This is a genomic window from Streptomyces sp. NPDC021225 (assembly GCF_044332865.1).
Classification (GTDB): domain Bacteria; phylum Actinomycetota; class Actinomycetes; order Streptomycetales; family Streptomycetaceae; genus Streptomyces.
Window position 1 is genome coordinate 131,545 of the sequence record NZ_JBIRPV010000011.1, and the last position, 22,254, is coordinate 153,798.

A 22,254-nucleotide genomic window follows, 5' to 3' on the forward strand; every position below is an offset into this window, starting at 1 on the left:
ACTGTCGAGGGAGAGGAAGGGCATGCCACACGCAGGGCTGACCACGGAGCGCCTGACCCGGGCGGGGGCGGAGCTGGCCGACGAGGTCGGCTTCGAGCAGGTGACCGTCTCGGAGCTGGCCAGGCGGTTCGACGTCAAGGTCGCGAGTCTCTACTCGCACCTGAAGAACTCCCAGGACCTCAAGACCAGGATCGCCCTGCTCGCCCTGGAGGAGCTCGCCGACCGGGCCGCCGACGCCCTGGCCGGACGGGCCGGCAAGGACGCCCTGGCCGCCTTCGCCAACGTCTACCGCGGCTACGCCCGGGAGCACCCCGGCCGCTACGCCGCGGCCCAGCTCAGGCTCGACCCGGAGACGGCGGCCGCCAGCGCGGGCGTCAGGCACGCGCAGATGACGCGGGCGATCCTGCGCGGCTACGACCTGCCGGAGCCGGACCAGACGCACGCGGTCCGGCTGCTCGGCAGCGTCTTCCACGGCTACGTCAGCCTGGAGCTGGGGGGCGGGTTCAGCCACAGCGCGCCCGATACGGAGGAGACCTGGGCGCGGATCCTGGACGCGCTCGACGCCCTGCTGCGGAACTGGCCCACGCCCTGACGGCCCCGATCCCCGCGCCGCCCGACCCGGCTCAACCGGCCCCGACGCGCGCCGCCTTGGCGAGCGCCGCCCGCGCGGGCAGCACGCTCGCCGCGAGCGCCGGCACCAGGCAGCCCGCGACCGCCGCCGCGACGGGCGTTACGGGCACGACCAGCCGGACCGGGACGCCGAGGGTGCCGCTGAGGCCGGCGCGGAGGCCGAGCAGGGAAGGGAGCGCGGTCAGGGCGCCGAGGACGGAGCCGAGGGCGACCACGAAGGCGGTCTCGGCCGCGACGGTCCACAGCACCTGACGGGGCGTCGCGCCGACCAGGCGCAGCAGGCGCAGGTCGGGCAGCCGGTCGGCGGTGGACATCAGGAGGGTGTTGGCGACCGCGACACCCGTGCATCCCGCCGACATGGCGACCAGCAGCAGCGTGAAGATCTCGACCAGCCGGTCCTCCTCGGCGTCCGCGCGGCCCGCGTAGGCGGCCACGCTCACCTCCTCCGCCCCGAGCCGCCGGAGCGCGGCGGGTGAGGGGGCCGGGCCGCCGGTGCGGTAGACGACGTCGGTGAGCGCGTTCGGGTCGTGGGCGCGGACCACCTCCCGGGGGAGCAGCAAGGCGTACGGGGCGGGGGCCGTACGGTCGGAGAGGACCGCCACGATCCGCAGCCTCTCCGTGCGGCCGTCCTCGAAGGTCACCCTCGTGGTGCCGTGCCCGCCCAGCGTGGCCAGCGCCGACTCGGTCACGGCCACTGTCCCGGGGCCGCGCAGCCGCGCGAGCGATCCGGAGACGGTCCGCAGCCGGTGGTGGACGTCGGCGAAGGCGGCGGGGTCGACGCCCGCGGCCCGCACGGGGGTCTTGGCCGCGCCCCCGTAGACGGTGGTGGCCAGCAGCCCCGTCCCCGGGACGGATCCGGCGGCGGCGTCGGACAGGCCCGGGGTGCCGTCGCGGGCGACGACCGCGGCCTCGGCCCGTACCGACACGGTGTCGCGGGTGGCGTAGGAGTGCACGGAGGTCTGGGTGTTGCCGGTGATCAGGACGACGAAGCCGACGGTCGCCAGGACCGGGGCGGTCGTCGACGCCGTACGCCGCACCGCCGTCAGCATTCCCTCGCGCACCAGCATGCCGAGCGCACCGCCGCGGCGGCCCAGCGGCCGGGAGACGGCGCGTACGAGCGGGGGGACCACGGCCGGGACGAGCAGGGTCACTCCGGTGACCAGCCCGACGGCCGTGCACAGGGCGAGGGTTGTCATATCGGCCGGGTCGGCGAAGGCCGTTCCGGCGGCGGCCGCGCAGCCCAGGGCGGTGAAGGCGATGCCGGTCAGCGCGCGGGCGCGGGTCATCGGGCGGTCGTCCGCGGCGGCCTCGCGCAGCGCCTCCAGCGGCCCGGCCCTCGCGGCCCGCCGGGAGGCGGACCACACGGCGGCCAGCGCGACCGCCAGTCCGGCGGCGAACGTCGCGGCGAGCACCCACGCCTGACGGTGGACCGCGAAGCCCGGCGGCAGGAAGCCCGCGTCGGTGAGCACCCCGCCCAGCGCGGGGGCCAGCGCCGCGCCGAGCAGGGCCCCGGCCGCCGCGCCTGCCGCGCCGACGGCGAGCGCCTGCCCGTACAGCAGGCGGCGCAGCTGGCGCCCGGTGGCGCCGACCGCGCGCAGCAGGCCGAGTTCGCGGCGGCCTCCGGCGACGCTGAGGGCGAACGTCGAGGCGACGACCAGGACCGTGGCGAAGGCCGAGAGCGCGCCCATGGCGGTCAGCACCTGGCCGCCGATCCAGCGCGTCTTGGCGTCCTGGGCGGGGGCGAGGCCGCTGCGCGCACCGCCGCTGAGCACCTCGCCCGCGCCGTTCACGGCCGAGCGGGCCGCCGTCGCGACCGCGCCGGGGTCCGCGCCCCGCTCGGTCAGCAGCCCGATGACGCGCACCCCGCCGGACAGGGCGGCCGCGCGCTCGTCGGTCAGGTAGTAGCCGGGCCCGTCGACCGTGCCGGAGACGGTGAACCGCCCGGCCCCGGCCGCGGTCAGCAGCGTGATCCGCTCGCCCGGCCGGGCCCCGAGTGCGCGGTCGAGGGCCACCTCGTCGGCCCGCTGCGGGGCGCGGCCCGCGGTGAGCCGGTACGGGGCGAGGGCCGCGGCGGACCAGCCGTGGCCCAGCCGGTCCCCCGCCCGCTGCCGGCCCACAGGCGCGCCGCCCGAGACCGCCTGCGCGGAGAAGGACCGGTCGGGCACGGCGCGCCGCACCCCGGGCAGGGCGTCCAGCGCCCGCGTCAACTCCTTCGTCCGGTGGGCGGACCAGGGGGCCCGCTCCAGGAACACCCCGTCGGGGCCGGTGCCGCCCTGCGCGCTCCGTACGAGCACGGGGGCGCCCGCGTACCGCCCGGGCACCCCGCCGTTCCCGGACAGCAGGATCAGCGCGCTCATGGTGAGGACCGCGACGCCCAGGCACAGCGCGGCGAACGAACCCGCGAAGGCCGTGCGGCGTGCCCGTACGGTGGCGAGGGCCAGGCCGAGCATGCCGCCCCCGCCCCCGCCCCCGCTCCTGCCCGCCGTCATGCCGCCGCCTCCAGCACCGACATCCGCGAGGCGATCGCCTCGGCCCCGGGCCGGTCCGCCATCTCGTCGGCGATCCGCCCGTCGGCCAGGAAGACGACCCGGTCCGCCCACGCCGCCGCGGCCGGGTCATGGGTGACCATGACCAGCGTCTGCCGATGGCGGTCGACCAGGCCGCGCAGCAGGCCCAGCACGGCGCGCGAGGTGGTGATGTCCAGCGCGCCGGTCGGCTCGTCGGCGAAGAGCACCGCGGGCCGGGCGATCAGCGCCCGCGCGATGGCAATGCGTTGCTGCTGGCCGCCGGAGAGCCGGTCCGGGCGGTGTCCGGCGCGGTCGGCCAGGCCGACCTCGGCGAGCGCGGCGGCCACCTGGGCGGGGTCGGGGCGGCGGCCCGCCAGGCGCAGCGGGAGGGCCACGTTCTGCTCGGCGGTCAGGGCGGAGACGAGGTTGAAGGACTGGAAGACGAAGCCGATCCGGTCCCGGCGCAGCAGGGTCAGGGCGGTCTCGTCCAGCTCCCCGGTCTCCGTGCCGCCGATGACGACGCGCCCCGAGGTCGGCCGGTCGAGCCCCGCCGCGCAGTGCAGCAGCGTGGACTTGCCGGAGCCGGAGGGGCCCATCACGGCGGTCATGGTGCCCTCGGCGAAGCCGAGCGTGACCCCGTCGAGGGCGGTGACGGCCCGCTCCCCCGTCCCGTACCGCCGGGAGACGGCGCGCAGTTCTATGGGGTGGGGGACGGGGTGGGCCAAGGACGTGGTGGTTGTGGGCATGGAGCCGAGTGAACCGGCGCGGGGCGGGGCGGCACACGGGTGGCCGGGCTAGTCCCGATACTCCACCTGGCACTACTGTCCGCGGCCCGCCGCGCGGCTACGGTCGAGCGGTGATCCCCCGAGACCCCCTGGAAGCGCTCACCCGCGGACCCGTCGGTTTCCTCCGCTCCTCCTGGCCCTGGCGGTCCGCCGGCTATCTGCTCGCGGGCGGGGTGCCGGGGGTCGCGTGCGGGGTCGCGGTGGCGGGCGTGGCCGCGTCCTGGGGGCGGATCGGCGCGGCGGCGGCCGTGGTGTGCGCGCTGCTGGTGCTGGGCTGCGCCACCGTAGCGACGCGCCCGTGGGAACGGCGGCGGCTGCGCCTGGTCGCCCCCCACACCACGCCGCACAGCAAGACGTACGCCAAGCCGTACGCGCGCGAGATCGGCCACGGCGCGCTGTCCGTGCTCGTGCTCGGCTGGGTCGATCTGGCCGTGGTGCTGGTGTCGTTGGGGATTCCGGGCGCGCTGCTGGCCGCGCCGCTTCAGCCCGAGGCCCCGCCGTGGGCCCGGCTCGGCGGCCCGCTCGCGGGCGCGCTGCTGCTGCCGGTGGCCGCGTACCCGATCGCCGCCTGGGCGGGGGCGCGGGCGGCGGTGTCGCTGGCCGTACTGGCCCTGGGCGACGCGGAGCTGACGGAGGTGCGGCGGTCCCGGGCGCGCCTGGTGGACGCGTACGAGGCGGAGCGGCGCCGCATCGAGCGGGATCTGCACGACGGGGCCCAGCAGCGCCTGGTCGCGCTGACCATGAAGCTGGGCCTGGCAGGGCTCGACCTGCCCGCCGGGTCGCGCGCCGCGCGCGAGGTGGCGGAGGCGCACCGGATGGCCAAGGACGCGCTCGCCGAGCTGCGCGAGCTGATCCGCGGGGTGCATCCGCAGGTGCTGACCGAGCGGGGGCTGCCCGCCGCGGTGCGGGACGTGACGACGCGTTCGCCCATGCCGGTGGACCTCGATGTCGACCTGGAGCGGCGGCTGCCGCCCGCCGTGGAGGCCGCGGGCTACTTCGCGGTGTGCGAGGCGCTGGCCAACGCGGCCCGGCACAGCGGCGCGGCCCGGCTGCGGGTCGGCGGGCGGCTGCGCGGCGGGGTGCTGGTGCTTGAGGTGGCCGACGACGGGCGCGGGGGCGCGGACCCGGCCGCCGGGACCGGGCTGACCGGGCTCGCCGACCGGGTGGCGGCGGTGGACGGCAGAATGCTGCTGTCCAGCCCGGCAGGCGGGCCGACCCGGCTGCGAGTGGAGATTCCGTGCGGCGACTGAGCGTGGTGATCGGGGAGGACGCCGTGCTGCTGCGCGCGGGCCTGGTGAGCCTGCTCGAGCGGTTCGGACACCGCGTCCCGGCGGCCGTCGGGGACGGTCCCTCGCTGGTCGCGGCCGCCCTGGAGCACGAGCCGGACGTCGTCATCGCCGATGTGCGGATGCCGCCCGGCTTCACCGACGAGGGGCTGCGCGCGGTGCGCGAACTCCAGGCGCTGCGGCCGTCCCTGGCGGTCCTGGTGGTCAGCCAGTACGTCGAGCAGACCTTCGCCGAGGAGCTGCTGGCGGCCCGTCGCGGCGCGGGCACCGGCTATCTGCTCAAGGACCGGGTCGGCGACGTCGCCGAGTTCACCGACTCGCTGGCGCGGGTGGCCGACGGCGGCACGGTGATCGACCCCGAAGTGGTGCGGCAGCTGCTGGCCCGCGGGCAGGACCCGCTGCGCCGGCTCACGCCGCGCGAGCGCGAGGTCCTGGCGCTGATGGCCGAGGGCCGTTCCAACTCCGCGGTGGCTCGGGCCCTGGTGGTCACCGAGGCGGCGGTGGCCAAGCACATCGCGAACATCCTGCTCAAGCTGGATCTGCCGCCCGCCCCCGACGACCACCGCCGGGTGCTGGCCGTCCTGGCGTACCTACGGGGCTGAGCCGGGGCCGACGCGGCATGGTTCAGCTGGTCCAGGGGACGGTGGGAACGGTGTGGAGCCGCCCCGCCCCGTGCCGGCCACGACCCGCCGGGAGCGTCACGACGGGCGCGCTCGCGGGGACGGCCGGGACCTCGCGCGCGGTGTCGGCGGGGTCCGGGGCCGGGTGCGTCTCCAGCGCCCGGAGCCGGTCCAGCATGACCCCTTCGCGCAGCGCCCAGGGGCAGACCCGCAGCTGCTCGATGCCCAGGACGTCCATCGCGGCCTCCGCGACGACGGCACCGGCCAGGGACTGGTGGGCGCGGGCGGCGGAGATGCCTTGCAGCCGGGAACGCTCGGCCGCGCTCCGGGCGGCCAGCCGGGGCACCCAGGCCGCCAGCCGGTCCCGGTCCAGGACCCGCTCCGCGTACGGGCCCGCCTTGGCCTTCGGCGCGCCGGTCAGCCTGGCCAGCTGGGCGAAGGTCCTGGAGGCGCCGACGTGGGTGCGCGGCGCGGGGCGGTCGCGCAGCCCCTCGGCCGTCTCGCCGATGACGGACCGTACGAACTGGCGCAGCGCCTTGACGTCCCGCTTCCGCACCGGCGCGGTCTCGGGCAGATGGTGGCGGGTGAGCCGGCCCGCGCCCAGCGGGACGGACAGGGCGACGGCGGGCTCGGCGCGGCCGCCGCAGGCGATCTCCAGGGAGCCGCCGCCGATGTCGAGCAGCAGCATCTCCCCGGCCGACCAGCCGTACCAGCCGCGCGCCGCGAGGAAGGTGAGCCGCGCCTCCTCCTCGCCGGTCATGAACGTCAGCCGGATGCCGGTCGCGTCCTCGACCTCGGCGACCACGACCGGCCGGTTGGCGGCGTCCCGGATCGCCGAGGTGGCGAACGGGACCAGGGTGTCGACGCCGTGGGCCTCGGCGGCCGCCGCGGCCTCGGTCGCGGCGGCGACCACCCGTTTGATCGCCTCCTGCTCGATCACGCCCTGCCGGTCGGTGGCCTCCGCCAGCCGCACCGCCCGTTTGAGCGAGGTCACCGGGACGGGGGCACCGCCCGGTGTGAGGTCGGCGATGTGGAGATGGGCCGACTGTGAACCGATATCGAGCACTCCGAGACGCATGGAAGCTGACTGTCCGTTTCCTGGAATTTCACTCATCGTCGCCTTCCCGTCGGAAAGTTACCGGCCAAGCGGCCCATCATGCCGGTTGTGGTGCGGGTCGGCCGGGAGGGATCAGCAGGGCGGGTGGTGCACGGCGACCCTGTTCAGGGGCCGGTGACGGCCCGTCGGACAGAACGTGGAGAGGCCGGTGTGCCGGTTGACAACGGATTCCGGCCCGGAACCAATGGGGGGATCGGGCCGGAATCACGCCGTCCCGCGACCGTCCACAGCGAGAGGCAGCGAGACACAGCCATGAGCGATTCGATTTCCCCGGGTGCCCTGGCCGTGCGCTACCTGGGAGGGCCCACGGCCACCCTCGACATCGGTGGCGTACGACTGCTCACCGACCCCACCTTCGACCCGCCCGGGGACTACCCCATCGGCGAGCGCAAGCTGGTGAAGACCGCGGGCCCGGCCGTCGCGACCTCCGGCCTCGGCCCCGTCGACGCGGTGCTGCTCTCGCACGACCAGCATCCGGACAACCTCGACCGCGCGGGCCGCGCCTACCTGGACCATGCGGACCTGGTGCTGTCCACGGCGTCCGCGCGGGAGCGGCTGGGCGCGACCGTGACGGCGCTGCCGAACTGGCAGTCCTTCGAGCTGTCGCGCCCGGGCGGCGGCACGCTGCGGATCACGGGCGTCCCGGCCCAGCACGGCCCGGACGGCACCGAGCACCTGGTCGGCGAGGTGACCGGCTTCGTGGTGTCGGGAGGCGGGCTGCCGACGGTCTACATCAGCGGCGACAACGCCTCGCTCGACGTGGTGCGCGCGATCGCCGCGCGGCTCGGGCCGGTGGACGTGGCCCTGCTGTTCGCGGGCGCCGCCTCGACCCCGCTGGTCCCCGGCGGCTTTCTGACCCTGGCCAGCGAGCAGGCGGCCCAGGCGGTGGAGATCCTGGGCGCGCGCCAGGTCGTCCCGCTGCACTTCGAGCACTGGGCGCACTTCACCCAGGGCGCCGACACGCTGGTCGACGCCTTCGAGGCGGCGGGTCTGACGGGGCGGCTGCACCTGCTGAAGCCGGGCGAGCGGATCGAGCTCCAGGACCTTTCCTGAGCCACCTGAGCTTTCCTGACCGGCGTTTTCACGCAACGTTTGCCGGACGGCAGGCTCAGGGCCCTTGTCGGTCCATATCTACGCGCGTATTTTTGGCCAGGATTCCAAGTCGTCGCATATTCCCCGCATTTCCCCCGCTTCTTCCTCGCACCGCCCCTCGCGCAAGAAAGAGTCCCATCGTGCCCGAACACATACCCGCGGCCCTGCGTGGCCGTGGTGCCAAGGTGGCCGTCCTCGTAGCGCTTCCCGTCGGTCTCGTCGGATCACTCATCGCCCTCCCCCTCACCGCCCAGGCCACGCCGTCCCCGGACGCCGTCATCTCCGAGGTCTACGGAGGCGGCGGCAACTCGGGCGCGTCCCTCACCCATGACTTCATCGAGCTGGGCAACTCCGGCACCGGGTCGTTCGACCTCAGCGGCTGGTCCGTCCAGTACCTCAGCGGTTCGCCCAGTTCCACCACCAAGTGGCAGGTGACCCCGCTCACCGGCAGCATCCCCGCGGGCGGCACCTACCTGGTCCAGGAGGCCAAGGGCACCGGCGGCGACACCGCCCTGCCGACCCCCGACGCCACCGGCACCATCGCCATGTCGGCGAGCAGCGGCACCGTGGCGCTGGTCCACTCGACCACCGCGCTCACCTGCCTGACCGCCGAGGACTGCGCGGCGGACGGCGCCATCAAGGACCTGGCCGGCTTCGGCACCGCCGCGGTCCGCGAGTCCGCCCCCGCCACCGGCGCGGGCAACACCACCTCCGTCGCGCGTGACGCCGGGTTCCACGACACCGACAACAACGCGGCCGACTTCACCGGCTCCGCCCCCAGCCCCCGCAACACCACGGGCACCGGCGGCACCCCGACGCCCGATCCCACCCCGGAGCCCACCGACACCAACCCCGGCCCGCTCCGCGTCCACGACATCCAGGGCACCACCCGGATCTCCCCGCAGAACGGCAAGACCGTCACCAATGTGCCCGGTGTGGTGACCGGCGTCCGCTCCACCGGCTCCAAGGGCTACTGGATCCAGGACCCCGAGGGCGACGGGAACGCGGCCACCAGCGAGGGCGTGTTCGTCTTCACCGGCTCCGCCACCCCGCAGGTCAAGGTGGGCGACTCGGTGCTGGTCTCGGCCAAGGTGACCGAGTACTACCCCGGCGGCAAGAACAGCGGCACGCAGTCCGTCACCGAACTGTCCGCGCCCACGGCCGTCGTGCTCTCCTCCGGCAACAAGCTGCCGGACGCGGAGGTCATCGACGCGGCCACGCTGCCCGAGGCCTACGCGCCGCAGGCGCAGGGCGGCAACATCGAGTCCCTGGAGCTGAAGCCCGATGCCTACGCGCTGGACTGGCTCGAGGCGCACGAGGGCATGCGGGTGCGGATCGGCGACTCCCGGGTGGTGGGCGCCACCAACACCTACGGCGAGACGTGGATCACCACCAAGCCGAAGCAGAACCCGACCCCGCGCGGCGGCACCGTCCTCACCGGCTACGACAACCCCAACTCCGGGCGCCTCCTGATCGCCTCGCTCACCGGCGACCAGCTCAAGGCCAACGTCGGCGACACCCTCACCGGCACCACCGAGGGCCCCGTGGACTACGCCAACTACGGCGGCTACAACGTCCAGGCGACGGCCCTCGGAAAGGTCACCTCCGGCGGCCTCACCCCGGAGGTGGCGAAGAAGGGCAAGGCCAACGAGGTCTCCGTCGCCACGTACAACGTCGAGAACCTCGACCCGACGGACCCGCAGAGCAAGTTCGACCGGCTCGCCGAGGGCGTCGTCAAGAACCTGGCCACCCCGGACATCGTGAGCCTGGAGGAGATCCAGGACAACAACGGCGCCAAGGACGACGGCACGGTCGCGGCCGACAAGACCATCGCCCAGTTCATCGACGCCATCAAGGCGGCCGGTGGGCCCACCTACGACTGGCGCTCCGTCGACCCGGTCAACGACCAGGACGGCGGCGAGCCTGGTGGCAACATCCGCAACGTCTTCCTCTTCAACCCGCAGCGCGTGAGCTTCGTGGACCGTCCGGGCGGCGACGCCACCACGGCCGTCGAGGCGGTCAAGGACGGCAACAAGGGCGCCAGGCTGTCGATCTCGCCGGGCCGGATCAACCCCACTTCCGACGCCTGGAAGAGCAGCCGCAAGCCGCTCGTCGGCGAGTTCACCTTCCGCGGGGAGAAGCTCTTCGTGGTCGGCAACCACTTCAACTCCAAGGGCGGCGACCAGCCGGGGCACGGCGCCTTCCAGCCCCCGACGCTCGGCTCCGAGACCCAGCGCACGGCCCAGGCCAAGGAGGTCAACACCTTCGTCTCCGGCCTGCTCGCCAAGGACCGGCAGGCCCGGGTCGTGGTCCTCGGTGACATGAACGACTTCCAGTTCTCCAAGCCGCTGGCCACGCTGACCGAGGGCGGGGTCCTCACCGACCTGATCAACACCCTTCCGGTCGGCGAGCGGTACAGCTACGTGTACGACGGCAACGCGCAGACGCTGGACCACATCCTGGTCTCGCCCGCCATCAAGAAGCCCGAGTACGACGTCGTCCACATCAACGCCGAGTTCTCCGACCAGACCAGCGACCACGACCCGCAGGTGGTCCGCTTCAAGTAACCGGCCCTGACCGGGTCGACGTTTCGTGTGGCGTGCACATCATGTGCACGCCACACGTGCGTTGTGGGCAGGGGACGGAGAACACCGCCTGCCTACCGCGTGTCGCAGTGGTGGCCGTTGAGCGCGAGGTCGGTGGGCGTGGCGTTTCCGGAGTCCCAGCTGCCGAGGAAGCCCACTTCGAGGGCCTCCCCGGCCCGGGCGGTCTCGTTGTACTCGGCCGGGGTGACGGTCACCTTGCTCCCACGCTGCTCGAATTCGCCGTTCCACATCTGCGTGACGCGCTGCCCGCTTTCGAACTCCCAGCTCAGCCGCCAGTTGTGGACCGTCTTGCGGGGCGTGAGCGTGACCTTGGCCTGGAAGCCGTCGGGCCACTCGTTGTCCAGGGTGTAGCGGGCCGTGCAGGTCGTCCCGGCGGTCTCGGGGTCCTTGGAGGGATGCTTCTTGGACGGCTTGTCCGGGGACGCGTCATCGTCCGGCGAGGGCTTCCCGGTCGTCGGCTTCGACGGGTTGGTCCGGTGCCCGATCTCGCTCGTACCGGACGAGGGCGGGGCATGGGAGTCGCTGGGGCCGCCCGGCGACGGAAGGTGCGTGGGGCCGACCGTCGGCAGCGCGCCGGGCCCCGAGTTCCCGTCGGGCGGAAGCCCGTCGTCCTGGTCGGCGTCGGTGTTGGTGTAGGCGATGATGGCGATCACGGAGACCGCGGCGGCCGCGGCCAGGATCCCCGCCGCCCTCGTCTTCCGGCCCTTCCTGGGCCTGCGCCGGCGGCCTCCGCCGCCCGCGCGCCGCCGGCCGGCCTCGCCGCGGGGGCGGATCACCCCGGTGGCGCCGTAGGCACTCGTGGTGCCCGCCGCACCCGTCAGATCCGCCGCGTCGAGCGTGCCGGTGGCGTCGAACGGGTCGGTGGCGCTGGTCGTGCCGAAGGGATCGAACGCGTCGAAGGGGTCGTACCCGTCGAACCCGTCAGTCGCATACCCCGTGTTCCTCGGCGCGGCCACCCTGCCGAACGCGTCGAACGTATGGCGCGCTTCGGCGGCCGTACGAGCAGCCGGCGCGGGCGTGCCGACGGGCGTGCTGGTGGGCGTGCCGGCGGGCGTCCCCGTGGGCGTGCCCGCAGGTGTCCTCGCGGTCGCCGCCGTGGCAGCCGCCGCACTGCCCGCGCGCCCCATGCGGAACCGGCCGCGCCCGCCCCGCATCCCCTTGACGCGCTCCCACAGCGGCGGCCCCACGCTGCGCGCGAGCGTGCCCAGGCGGCTGCCGCCGGTGTGCTCGGCCGCGACCCTGCGCCGCCGCTCCAGGTAGGGCAGCCCGCCCCAGCCGAGGACACCCCCGGCCAGCGCCCCGGGCAGCCCGCTGCCGTGCAGATACAGACAGGCGGCCGCCTCCTTGCAGTGCATGCAGCGGGCCAGGTGCTCCCACAGGTCCTCGGGCGCGGCGGCGTCCGGCGAGCGGGTCGCCGCGTCCAGCAGCCCGGAGTAGCTGCGGCACTCCTCGTCGGTGAGCGTGTCGACGTGGTTGCGCTGGCACAGCTCGCGGAAGCGGGCGCGGACCCGGCGGATCTCCTCGTCGGTGTACGCGTTGTCCCAGCCCAGCCGGCGGGCGACCGTGGTGAGGGAGTGCGACTCCACCTCGACGGACCACAGCAGCTCCGCGTCTCCCTCAGGGAGGTCCCATAAGCCGCGCAGCGCGAGCGGCTGCTCCCGGCGCGGGTTGGCGTAGCGTCTGGCCCGGTCGGAGGTCAGCCAGATGCGCAGCGCCGGGTCGAGCCGCTCACCGGCCTGTCTCGCCTGCCAGTCGGCCGCTGTCTTCCGTACGGAGCTCAGGAGCAGTGGGAGCCAGGGCAGGCGCGGCCCCCATGCCCGCGTCCGCGAGTTGCGGGTCTCCCGGATGCCGCGCCGGAACGCCTCGGTGGCCAGCCGCATTCCGTCCTGCGGGCTGATGGTGCACAGATTCGCGTAGTCGAGCACCGCGTCCCAGTATTCGGAGAGGAGAGCGGTCTCGGATATGGCGTCATGGGATGACTGGTGGGGCATGGAGGTGGTTTCCTCACTCACGAACAACGGCGCCCCCGCCGGGCAACACTCTTATCAGGCCGGGCAGCGGCTGGCCAAACAGCCAGCGTCTTTTCGGAGTTGGGGGATGTGCCTTTGTGGTACCGCCCGAGCCTTTCACGCTTTCGACACAAGTGGCAAGACAGCCAGTCAGGTGAGTTGAGCATCTCTCTACATCGTTCGGCGGCGGCATGCGGCGAATGTCCCGGAGGCGACGAAACCCCCGGCCAGGCCGGGGGTTGGTCTGTACCTGATGTGGCGTCAGGCGGCCCTTGAGGCTCTTGCCGGTGCCCTTGCCGGAGTGTGCGTCAGAGCGTCAGATCGACGTCGTACTGGCGCAGCCAGGCGTCCAGCCCGAGGACCACCTCGATCGGCTGCCGCGCGTCCTCACTCCCCTCCTCCGCCGCGTGCCGGGCGGCATCCGTGTCGAGCAGCGGGCGGACCGGGGCGTCCGGATCGGCCAGCAGCTCGCGCAGCTCGGCGCGCACGGCGTCGGAGTACCGGGGGTCCTGGGTGCTGGGGTACGGGCTCTTGACGCGCTGGGCGACGGAGTCGGGGAGGACATCGCGGGTGGCCGCGCGCAGCAGGGACTTCTCGCGGCCGTCGAAGGTCTTCAGCGACCAGGGCGTGTTGAAGACGTACTCGACCAGCCGGTGGTCGCAGAAGGGCACCCGCACCTCCAGGCCCACCGCCATGCTCGCGCGGTCCTTGCGGTCCAGCAGGAACTGCACGAACCGGGTCAGGTGCAGATAGCAGATCTCCCGCATCCGCCGCTCCGCCGCCGGGTCGCCCTCGCGGTACGGGACCTCGGACAGCGCCTCGCGGTAGCGGGCGGCCTGGTAGCCGTCGAGGTCCAGCTTGGCGAGCAGCCCCGGGTGCAGCAGCGCCTCGCGGCCGCCGGTGGGGCTGCCGGTGAAGCCGAAATCGCGGAACACCGAGAGCCAGGGGAAGGTGTCGGCGGCGACCGCCCGCGGGTCGTGGAACCAGGAGTAGCCGCCGAAGACCTCGTCGGCCGACTCCCCGGACAGGGCCACCGTGGAGCGGTCGCGGATCGCCTTGAAGAGCAGATACAGCGAGGTGTCGCTCTCGCCGGAGCCGAACGGCAGATCGCGGGCGGTCAGCGTGGCGCGGCGGTGGGCCGGGTTCATGAGGGCGGCGGTGTCCAGGACGATGTCCTGGTGGTCGGCGCCCACATGCTCGGCGAGCGCGTGGGCGTACGGGCTGTCGGGGGTGGCGCGCAGCGCGTCGGCCTTGAAGTGCTCCGTCTGGCCGACGAAGTCCACGGCGAAGGAGCGCACCGGGCCCCGCCCGGCGTCCTTCAGCCCGCGGGCGGCCAGCGCGGTGATCGCGGAGGAGTCGAGCCCGCCGGACAGCAGGGTGCACAGGGGCACGTCGGCGATCAGCTGGCGGGCCACGATGTCGTCCAGCAGCTCCCGCACCCGGTGGACGGTGGAGCTGGTGTCGTCGGTGTGGTCGCGGGCCTCCAGGGCCCAGTAGCGGTGTTCGGTCAGGCCCTGGCGGCGGACGCGGAGGACGTGGCCGGGGCGCAGCTCGTACATCCCCTTGTAGACGGCGTGGCCGGGGGTCTTGGTGAAGGCCAGCAGCTCGGCCAGGCCGTCGGCGTCGACGGCGGGGCGTACGGCGGGGTGGGCGAGGATGGCCTTCGGCTCGGAGCCGAAGAGCACGCCGTCGGGGGTGGGGTAGTAGTACAACGGCTTGATGCCCATGCGGTCGCGGACCAGCAGGAGCTGCTGTTCGCGGGGGTCCCACAGGGCGAACGCGTACATGCCGTTGAGGTGGTGGGTGAACCCCTCGCCCCACTCCAGGTAGGCGTGCAGGGCGACCTCGGTGTCGCTGCTGGTGCGGAAGGCGTGGCCGCGGTCGATCAGCTCGGCGCGCAGCTCGCGGTAGTTGTAGATCTCGCCGCTGTAGGTGGTCACCAGCACGGTGTGGCCGTCGCGCTCGACGGACATGGGCTGTTTGCCGCCCTCGATGTCGATCACGGCCAGCCGGCGGTGGCCGAGGGCGGCGTGGGTGTCCGTCCATCGGCCTGCCGCGTCGGGGCCGCGGCAGGCCATGGTCGCGGTCATGGCGTCGAGCGTGTCGCGCTCGGTGGCGCCGGTGAGGTCGTTGTCGTACGAGATCCATCCGGTGATGCCGCACATCGCGGTGTCGCTCCCTCCGGTCGGGTCGCCCCGGCGGCCGGGGCGCGGCTCTGCCCTGTGTTGGGTGCGTCATGTGCTGCTGATCGGGTCCCTTGACGAGTCTCAGATCAGCTCTGATCAGCTCTGATCACCGTACGCCGAAGTGATTGCATTCACCACCGGTAGCCTGGGGCAACGATAATTTCCGGCCAGTGCGGGCTGGCGGACCGCCTCAGCCCGCCCGGCTCTCGCGCCACTCCCGTACGACGCCGTCCACGTCGTACGGCACCAGATTCAGCGGCGGGCCCTCCGGCGGCCGGCGCAGCGCCTCGCGGATCCTGTCGTTGATGTCCGACAGAATCCGCCGCACCTCGCCCTCGGACCCGGCCCCCCGCGCCGCCGCCAGCGCGTCCTCCGCCTCCTTGCGCAGCACGAGCGACGGGGGCAGGAAGGACAGGCCCTCGCGGTGCATCTTGTCCTTGACCCACCACATCGCGTCGTACGGCCCGTCCAGGCCCCTGAGCGGCTTGCCTCTGCCGGGCAGATCGTCGAAGTCGCCCCGCGCCTCCGCCTCGCGGATCTGCCGGTCGGCCCACGTCTCGAAGCTGATGCCGGGCGGCTTGCGCTCGGTCACGGTGTGCTCCTCCCTCGGATGCCTGCGGTCACTCCCATGGTGCCTAATGTTGCGCCCCGGGTGGCATCGACCGGGACCGGAACACGTGGCGGTAAGTCTGCGGCGAGATGCTGGTCAGCCGCCGGAAGTGTTGACCTCCTCCATCGGCCTGACGGCCGAGGATTCTCCGTCTGACGGTGGCGTTTCGGAGTGAGAGGCCACCGGCTTCGGGCGGGTTCCTGCTTCCTCCCCACCTGGATGGGGGTTGTGCGCACTGCCAGGGCACCCCCTGGTCTTAACGGCGCTCCACAGGCGTTTACCCGTGCCGTTACCGGCGCAGGGCCCCAGGTCCTGGGGTGGGTGGTGCTGTCGTGTTGGCCGCGAGGATGCGACGGCCTTCATCGCGGACGTTCCGCCCGGCATTCCAGTCTCGATCGTGCCGCGTCCGGCACTGCGGGCATGTCCAGGTACGGACGTGCAATGCCTTGGGGCCATCCCGGTGTCCGCAGGCGGAACATATCTGGGAACTGGGGAAAGCCCGGGCCGCTTTGACGAAAGCCCGGCCTCGTCGGGTCGCCTTGTACTCGCAGAACATCACGAACTGGGACCAGCCCGCGTCGTGCACGCTCTTGGCCAGTCGGCCGCGTGCCAGTCCTCGCACATTCAGGGTCTCTGCGAAGACGGCTTGGTTCTCGCGCGTCAGCCTGTGAGACCACTGATGGTGGAAGTTCCGGCGCGCGTCCGCCACGGCGGCATGGGCGCGGGCGACCTTGATCCGGGCCTTGTCCCGGTTGTTGCTGCCTTTCTTCTTTCGCGACAACTCCCGCTGCCGCTTCTTCAGCTTCTTCTCCGCCCTCCGGAGATACTTCGGCGAGACGATGTGCGAGCCGTCGGCGAGCACGGCGAAGCGGGCCAGGCCCAGGTCGATGCCCTGGTCCCCATCGGTCGGCGGGAGGATGTCATCGGCCGGGTCGGTCTCCACGACGAAGGACACCCAGTACCGGCTGCAGCGGTCCTTGACCAGCGTCACCGAGCTGGGGTGCCGGTAAGAACCGTGTCACCAGCCGCAAACGGCGGTGATCTTCCGAGGGTGTCACCCGTGTGGGTGAGTCTCGGGCCGTACGGCTGCGGTGAGTGAGGCTCTGCGGGGACGATCAGCGATCGTGGCCCGTACTCCGTTGGACCTGGACGAGTTGGTCGAGCACTGGACGCTGCTGAAGGACGAGCAGGCGCTCGTGTCCGGCAAGCGCGGTGTGACGCGACTGGGCTTCGCTGTGCTGCTGAAGTTCTACACGCAGTACGGCCGGTTTCCCCGGAACCGGGCAGAGCTGCCCGGTGAGGCCGTGGAATTCGTCGCCCGGCAGGCGCAGGTTCCCGCCTCGGAGCTGGAGTCCTACGACTGGACGGGCCGTACGGTCGAGTACCACCGCGCGCAGATCCGGGGCCATCTCGGCTTCCGTGAGTGCAGCGTCGCGGACGCGGAGAAGCTGACGGCGTATCTGGCCGAGCACGTCGCGCTCAAGGAACGCAGGTCCGAGCAGGTACGGGTGGAACTGCTGGCGCGTTGCCGTGCTGAGAACATTGAGCCGCCCACGCCGGGCCGGTGCGACCGGATCGTCGCGGCTGCCCTGCGGGCGGCCGAGGAGTCGCTGACGGCCCGGATCTCCTCGCGGCTGACCGCGGAGAACGTGGAGCGGATCGTGGCTCTGGTGGCCGGCGGCGCCGACGAGGACGACGACGCCGGAACCGACGGTGGCGGCACGGAGGGCGTGGACGCGCCGCCGGTGCTGGGGAAGATCAAGGAAGCGCCGGGCAACGTGAGCCTGGAGACGATGCTTACCGAGATCGACAAGCTCCTGGCGGTGCGGGCGATCGGCCTGCCACGGGATCTGTTCATCGACGTCGCGCCGAAGGTCGTAGCCAGCTGGCAGGCACGGGCCGCGGTCGAGTCGCCTTCCCACCTGCGGACGCACCCGGTACCGCTGCGGGTGACCTTGCTGGCCGCTCTGCTGCACGAGCGGGAGCGGGAGATCACCGACACGCTGGTGGAGCTGCTGATCTCTACCGTGCACCGGATCGGGGCGCGGGCGGAGAAGAAGGTCACCGAGCAGCTCATCAACGCGTTCAAGAAGGTATCGGGCAAGGAGAACATCCTCTTCAAGCTCGCCGAGGCGTCGCTCGGCGCCCCGGAGGGGACGGTCCGCCAGGTCGTGTTCGCGGCGGTGTCCGGGGGCGAGGCGACGCTGCGGGAGCTGGTGCACGAGTTCAAGACCCGCGGGCCGATCTACCGGCGCACGGTGCAGACGACGCTGAAGGCGTCGTACACCAACCACTACCGGCGCGGGCTGATCAAGCTGCTGGACGTGCTGGAGTTCCGTTCCTCCAACCATGCCCACCGGCCCGTGATCGAGGCCCTGGCGCTGGTGGCGCGGTACGCGAACGCGGGGAACACGACGTACTACCCGCTGGGCGAGACGGTGCCGGTCCACAAGGCGATGGGCGGGGACTGGGCGGAAGTCGTGCACCGCACCGACAAGCGCGGCCGACGCCGGGTGGTGCGCATGGTCTACGAGGTCGTGGCCTTCCAGGCCCTGCGCGATCAGCTCAAGTGCAAGGAGATCTGGGTGGTCGGCGCCGACAAGTGGCGCAACCCCGATGAGGACCTGCCCCAGGACTTCGAGGCCCGGCGGGCGGAGAACTACCGGGAGCTGCGCAAGCCCCTGGACGCCGCGGTGTTCGTCGACGAGCTGCGCGAGCAGATGACGGCCGAGCTGACCCTGCTCAACGACAAAATGCCGAAGCTGTCCTGGCTGGACATCGCCGAGCGGAAGTCCGGGGCGATCCGGCTCACGACGGCCGAGTCCCAGCCCGAGCCGCGCAACCTGCGCAGAATCAAGGCCGAGGTACAGAGGCGTTGGGGCATCGTGCCGCTCGTCGACATGCTGAAGGAAGCGGTGCTGCACACCGGCTGCCTGGACGCGGTCACCTCCGTCTCCGGCGGCGGCAGCCTCTCGCCGGAAGTGCTGGCGGAGCGCCTGCTGCTGGTCATCTACGCGTACGGCACGAACACCGGGATCAAGGCCGTGGCGTCCGGCGGCCACGGCCACACCGAGGACGAACTCCGCTACGTACGCCGCCGCTACCTGTCCGCCGAAGCTGCCCGCGCCATCGCCGTCCAGATCGCGAACGCCACCTTCGCCGCCCGCAGCACCGAGCTGTGGGGCCAGGGCTCGACCGCGGTCGCCTCCGACTCCACCCACGTGCGCGCCTACGACCAGAACCTGTTCACCGAGTGGCACTCGCGCTACGGCGGCCGCGGGGTGCTCATCTACTGGCACGTGGAGAAGAAGTCCCTGGCCATCCACTCCCAGCTGATCAACTGCACCGCCTCCGAGGTCGCCGCGATGATCGAGGGCGCGATGCGGCACGGCACCACCATGGACGTGGAGGCCAACTACACGGACTCGCACGGCCAGTCGGAAATCGGGTTCGGCATCACGAGGCTGCTGAACTTCGACCTGCTACCGCGTATCAAGCGGATCAACAAGGTGAAGCTGTACCGGCCGGTGGCCGGCGAGCCGGACGCCTACCCGCAGCTGACCCCGGCGCTGACCCGCCCGATCCGCTGGGAACTCATCGCCCAGCAGTACGACCAGATGATCAAGTACGCCACGGCGATCCGTACCCGTACCGCGTCCACCGAGGCGATCCTGCGCCGCTTCACCCGCAACGCCTCCCACCCCACCTACGCGGCGATGATCGCCTACGGAAAGGGCGGGGAGATCGCCTCGAACCGGCGCGACGAGCAGGAGATGTTCGTTCTGTGCCTGCGGATTCTGCAATCGGCTCTGGTCTACGTAAACACCCTCATGCTCCAAGACGTCATGGACGAGCCGGAGTGGGCCGACCTGCTCACCCCCGCCGACCGGCGCGGACTGACCCCGCTGTTCTGGTCCCATGTGCGCCCGTACGGCGAGGTCAACCTGAACATGGCCGCCCGCCTCAACCTCGCCTCGGCCTCCGTGCCGGGCCCCCGCATTGCGGAAGCCGCCGGCCACGGGCTAGCCCACCAGACGGCATAGCCGGGGCTTGACGCAGCAGCACAGAGGCCACAGCTGCGGCCGGTCCAGCAGATCGTCCCGGGCCCGCGACGCCTGCGCGCACGCTCGCTGCATTGGCGAAACGCCAAGTACATCAAGTACGAGGGCGCTCCGCTGCTTATGACCGCACGCGGCGGGCGCCGGGCGATCCGGCGTGACCTTCGGAGCAGGCCGGGCCGTCAGTCCGCGGTGATGCTGTCCAGCACGTCAAGACGGGCGGCCCGGCGAGCCGGCCATTGGGCGGCGGCCAGGCCGACGAGAACGGCGGCCAGCAGCATCAGCAACAGCTTGGGGTAGGGCAAGACCGTGCGGAGCTCTGGCAGGGTCACGGTCATGGTGGTACCGGCCGCCCAGGCCAGGAAGACGCCGAAGGCCATGCCGATCGCCGCGCCGAAGACGGAGATCAACACCGATTCCAGCCGTACCATCCGCTTGACGCCGCCGCGGTCCAGGCCGATCGCCCGGAGCAGGCCGAGCTCGCGCCTGCGCTCGAACACGGCCATTGCCAGCGTATTGACCACTCCCAGGGCCGCGACCAGCAACGACATCCCGAGCAGTGCGTAGAGCAGGTTGAGGGCGAAGGTGATGGTGCGGTCGAACCCGTCCCTCAGGTCCTGCTTGTTCTCGACCTCGATCACAGGGCTTTTGCCGGTGGCGTCCTTGAGAGCCTGTTTGAAGGCAGGGGTTGCCCCGTTCGCGCCCTTGACCAGGATCTGCTGCGCCGGCGCGTACGGCTGGTGTGCGGCGACCACGCCGCCCGGCAGGAGCACGGGGGCGAGCATCCGGCTGGGTGCGAACACCCCGCCGACGGTGAGGCGGGCGCCGGTCCCGCGCGGGGCGCCACGGTCACGGTGGAGCCGACGGCCAGTCCGTGCCGGCCCGCGAAGTCGGAGTCCACCAGGATCTGACCTCGTTTCAGTGCCGTGGCCGCCCCCTGACTCATGCTCGGCCGGACCAGCTGATCGGCACTGTCGGCGTCTAGGCCCTTCGCCTCGGTCCGCACGCCGGCTATCCGCCACTCCACGTCGGTAACCGGGCTGGAGGCGACCACCCCGGGGGCCTGGGCGACCGATGTCGCGATGCTCGGGTCCAGGGTGCCGGTGAGCGTGGTGACGGCGTAGTCCGCCGCCATCTCGTTGGTCACGGCACGGTCGATCGCATCCGAGACCGAGGCGCCGATCACGGTCATCGCGGTGACCAGGGTGAGTCCGATGGTCAGGGCGGCGGCTGTACTCGCGGTGCGGCGCGGGTTTCGGATCGCGTTGAGTGCGGCGAGTGAGCCGGGGGTGCCGCAAAGGCGGGCGAGCGGCGGGCGGGCCAGGGCGATCACCGGGCGGGACAGCAGCGGCAGCAGCTGCACGACCCCGAGGACCGCGAGGAGCGCCCCCACCATGAGCGGCAAACGCGCCGTGGCGCCCCTCTCGGTGCTGCCCAACAGGACCAGGCCGAGGCCCCCGGCGGTGGTCAGGGAGCCGAGGACGTTGCGAAGAAACAGGCTTCGGTGGGTGGCGGGTTGCTCGCCGCTGCTCAGCGCGGCGACCGGGGGGATCCGGCAGGCGCGGAGGGCGGGCAGCGCGGCGGACAGGACAGTGACCAGGGTGCCGACGAGCAGGGTGATCAGCACGGTTGTCGGGGTGATGACCACGCCGGCTCTGGGGAGGTCCGCGTCCAGGGACTTCACTCCCGCCGCGAGACCGGCGCCGATGCCGATGCCGAGGAGCAGTCCGGCGGCGGAGCCGCTGAGACCGACAAGGAGCGCCTCGATCAGCACGGAGCGGGTGACCTGGCTGCGCCCGGCGCCGATGGCGCGGAGCAGTGCCAGCTGCCGGGTGCGCTGGGCCACCAGCATGGTGAAGGTGTTGGCGATGAGGAAGATGCCGATGAACAGCGAGATCCCGGCAGCGGTGGTCAGCATGGTGGCCAGGCTCCTGCCGCTCTGGGCCAGCATCTCGGCCTGCTGCGCGGCCAGCTGCGCGCCGGTCTCGGCTCGGAATTGGTTGCCGCCGGGGACCAGCGGAGTGACGGCGTGCAGCAGTGCGGTCTCGGAGGTGCCGGGGGCGGCGGTGACGTCGATGCTGCTGTACTGGTCCGGCGCCAGCGACAGCACCCGCCGGGCGCCCTGGGTGTCCAGCAGGGCCAGCGGGTTGCCGGACCGGACCGCAGGCGCGTCGGAGGAGAAGACGCCGGTCAGGGTGACGCTGATGGCAGGGCCGTTGGCGGCGATGCGGACGGTGTCACCGAGCCGGTAGCCTGCCTTCTCGACGGTGCCCCGGTCCAGGGCGACCTCGGTCGCGGTGTGCGGTCCTCGGCCCTGGAGCATCGGGTAGCGCGCATCGTTCCCGGCGGCATCCGGCACGAAGTTGGCGCCCGTGCTTCTCATGATGTCGCCGATCATGTTGCCGTTCTTGTCCGCGATGGCAGCGGTGCCGCTCACCACCGCGCGGGTCCCGGCGACTCCCGGCAGCGCGGCAATCCGACGGACGGTCGCCTCTGTGAGCCGGGCGGAGCTCTTGGTGCTGTTCTGCCTGGCGCTGGAGGGAAGTCCTGCGGTGTCGTCGGCAACCTGGACCGAGATGCCGGTGAAGTCCTTGCTGCGGCTGTTGTTCGCGGCTTGGTGGATACTGTCGGAGAAGATCATGGTGCCGGTCATGAAGCCGGTGCCGAGCAGCACGGCCAGGGTGGTCATCAGGAGCCGGCCGCGGTAGGCCAGGACATTGCGCAGTGCGGTACGGAACATGGGTGACA

Annotated in this window: 15 protein-coding genes; 6 read left to right on the forward strand and 9 right to left on the reverse strand. The window is 72.5% G+C overall.

The genetic code is table 11. From position 1 onward, the window contains the following. The first annotated feature begins 22 nt into the window (after positions 1-22). Positions 23-592 carry a WHG domain-containing protein gene (locus ACH4S9_RS35875; RefSeq protein WP_311728577.1) on the forward strand — a complete coding sequence of 190 codons (570 nt, stop codon included), beginning with the start codon at positions 23-25 and terminating at the stop codon, positions 590-592. 31 nt (positions 593-623) lie between these two features. Here ACH4S9_RS35875 and ACH4S9_RS35880 read toward each other — a convergent pair whose 3' ends face one another. Both ACH4S9_RS35880 and ACH4S9_RS35885 read right to left on the reverse strand, forming a co-directional pair. Then, positions 624-3,119 (reverse strand): FtsX-like permease family protein, encoded by a 2,496-nt coding sequence (locus ACH4S9_RS35880; RefSeq protein ID WP_398375731.1) that lies wholly within the window; start codon positions 3,117-3,119, stop codon positions 624-626. After that, positions 3,116-3,883: an ABC transporter ATP-binding protein gene (locus tag ACH4S9_RS35885; RefSeq protein ID WP_398375732.1), complete on the reverse strand. Its 768-nt coding sequence runs from the start codon at positions 3,881-3,883 to the stop codon at positions 3,116-3,118. The genes ACH4S9_RS35880 and ACH4S9_RS35885 overlap by 4 nt, the downstream gene beginning before the upstream one ends. 110 nt (positions 3,884-3,993) lie before the next feature. Here ACH4S9_RS35885 and ACH4S9_RS35890 point away from each other — a divergent pair, with 110 nt between their 5' ends. Both ACH4S9_RS35890 and ACH4S9_RS35895 read left to right on the forward strand, forming a co-directional pair. Further along, a complete protein-coding gene (locus ACH4S9_RS35890; RefSeq protein ID WP_398375734.1) occupies positions 3,994-5,172 on the forward strand; it encodes a sensor histidine kinase in 1,179 nt (392 codons plus the stop codon). 5 nt (positions 5,173-5,177) lie between these two features. Beyond that, the gene (locus ACH4S9_RS35895; protein ID WP_385346686.1) at positions 5,178-5,810 is read left to right on the forward strand and encodes a response regulator; all 633 of its coding nucleotides are present in this window, start codon (positions 5,178-5,180) and stop codon (positions 5,808-5,810) included. 22 nt (positions 5,811-5,832) lie between these two features. Here ACH4S9_RS35895 and ACH4S9_RS35900 read toward each other — a convergent pair whose 3' ends face one another. After that, the gene (locus ACH4S9_RS35900) at positions 5,833-6,906 is read right to left on the reverse strand and encodes a hypothetical protein (protein WP_361191202.1); all 1,074 of its coding nucleotides are present in this window, start codon (positions 6,904-6,906) and stop codon (positions 5,833-5,835) included. A 291-nt stretch (positions 6,907-7,197) separates the two neighbouring features. On the opposite strand from ACH4S9_RS35900, the gene ACH4S9_RS35905 reads away from it, so the two are divergent. Next, positions 7,198-7,998 carry an MBL fold metallo-hydrolase gene (locus ACH4S9_RS35905; protein WP_311728570.1) on the forward strand — a complete coding sequence of 267 codons (801 nt, stop codon included), beginning with the start codon at positions 7,198-7,200 and terminating at the stop codon, positions 7,996-7,998. Between the two features lie 179 nt (positions 7,999-8,177). Then, a complete protein-coding gene (locus ACH4S9_RS35910; RefSeq protein ID WP_398375735.1) occupies positions 8,178-10,604 on the forward strand; it encodes a lamin tail domain-containing protein in 2,427 nt (808 codons plus the stop codon). A 92-nt stretch (positions 10,605-10,696) separates the two neighbouring features. On the opposite strand, the gene ACH4S9_RS35915 is transcribed toward ACH4S9_RS35910, so the two are convergent. The 4 genes from ACH4S9_RS35915 to ACH4S9_RS35930 form a co-directional block, all read right to left on the reverse strand. After that, complete coding sequence (locus ACH4S9_RS35915; protein WP_398375737.1) at positions 10,697-12,634, reverse strand: cellulose binding domain-containing protein; 1,938 nt, start codon at positions 12,632-12,634, stop codon at positions 10,697-10,699. Positions 12,635-12,960: 326 nt separating this feature from the next. Continuing rightward, the gene (asnB, locus tag ACH4S9_RS35920) at positions 12,961-14,817 is read right to left on the reverse strand and encodes an asparagine synthase (glutamine-hydrolyzing) (RefSeq protein ID WP_398375738.1); all 1,857 of its coding nucleotides are present in this window, start codon (positions 14,815-14,817) and stop codon (positions 12,961-12,963) included. 211 nt (positions 14,818-15,028) lie between these two features. Next, entirely contained in the window at positions 15,029-15,430 is a 402-nt protein-coding gene (locus tag ACH4S9_RS35925; protein ID WP_398375739.1) for a DUF1992 domain-containing protein, read from the reverse strand. Positions 15,431-15,737: 307 nt separating this feature from the next. Then, positions 15,738-16,439: an RNA-guided endonuclease TnpB family protein gene (locus tag ACH4S9_RS35930; protein ID WP_398375740.1), complete on the reverse strand. Its 702-nt coding sequence runs from the start codon at positions 16,437-16,439 to the stop codon at positions 15,738-15,740. 133 nt (positions 16,440-16,572) lie between these two features. Here ACH4S9_RS35930 and ACH4S9_RS35935 point away from each other — a divergent pair, with 133 nt between their 5' ends. Continuing rightward, positions 16,573-19,491 carry a Tn3 family transposase gene (locus ACH4S9_RS35935; RefSeq protein ID WP_398375741.1) on the forward strand — a complete coding sequence of 973 codons (2,919 nt, stop codon included), beginning with the start codon at positions 16,573-16,575 and terminating at the stop codon, positions 19,489-19,491. 197 nt (positions 19,492-19,688) lie between these two features. On the opposite strand, the gene ACH4S9_RS35940 is transcribed toward ACH4S9_RS35935, so the two are convergent. Continuing rightward, the gene (locus tag ACH4S9_RS35940) at positions 19,689-20,147 is read right to left on the reverse strand and encodes an ABC transporter permease (RefSeq protein ID WP_398375743.1); all 459 of its coding nucleotides are present in this window, start codon (positions 20,145-20,147) and stop codon (positions 19,689-19,691) included. Further along, positions 20,144-22,246, reverse strand: coding sequence for an FtsX-like permease family protein (locus ACH4S9_RS35945; protein WP_398375744.1), 2,103 nt, complete (start codon positions 22,244-22,246; stop codon positions 20,144-20,146). The genes ACH4S9_RS35940 and ACH4S9_RS35945 overlap by 4 nt, the downstream gene beginning before the upstream one ends. Positions 22,247-22,254 lie beyond the last annotated feature (8 nt).

Excerpts from the sequence above, each read along its gene's own strand:
- ACH4S9_RS35875 (WP_311728577.1), top strand. The coding sequence starts at position 23 with ATGCCACACGCAGGGCTGACCACGGAGCGCCTGACCCGGGCGGGGGCG.
- ACH4S9_RS35880 (WP_398375731.1), bottom strand. The coding sequence starts at position 3,119 with ATGACGGCGGGCAGGAGCGGGGGCGGGGGCGGGGGCGGCATGCTCGGC.
- ACH4S9_RS35885 (WP_398375732.1), bottom strand. The coding sequence starts at position 3,883 with ATGCCCACAACCACCACGTCCTTGGCCCACCCCGTCCCCCACCCCATA.
- ACH4S9_RS35900 (WP_361191202.1), bottom strand. The coding sequence starts at position 6,906 with ATGCGTCTCGGAGTGCTCGATATCGGTTCACAGTCGGCCCATCTCCAC.
- ACH4S9_RS35905 (WP_311728570.1), top strand. The coding sequence starts at position 7,198 with ATGAGCGATTCGATTTCCCCGGGTGCCCTGGCCGTGCGCTACCTGGGA.
- ACH4S9_RS35915 (WP_398375737.1), bottom strand. The coding sequence starts at position 12,634 with ATGCCCCACCAGTCATCCCATGACGCCATATCCGAGACCGCTCTCCTC.
- asnB (WP_398375738.1), bottom strand. The coding sequence starts at position 14,817 with ATGTGCGGCATCACCGGATGGATCTCGTACGACAACGACCTCACCGGC.
- ACH4S9_RS35945 (WP_398375744.1), bottom strand. The coding sequence starts at position 22,246 with ATGTTCCGTACCGCACTGCGCAATGTCCTGGCCTACCGCGGCCGGCTC.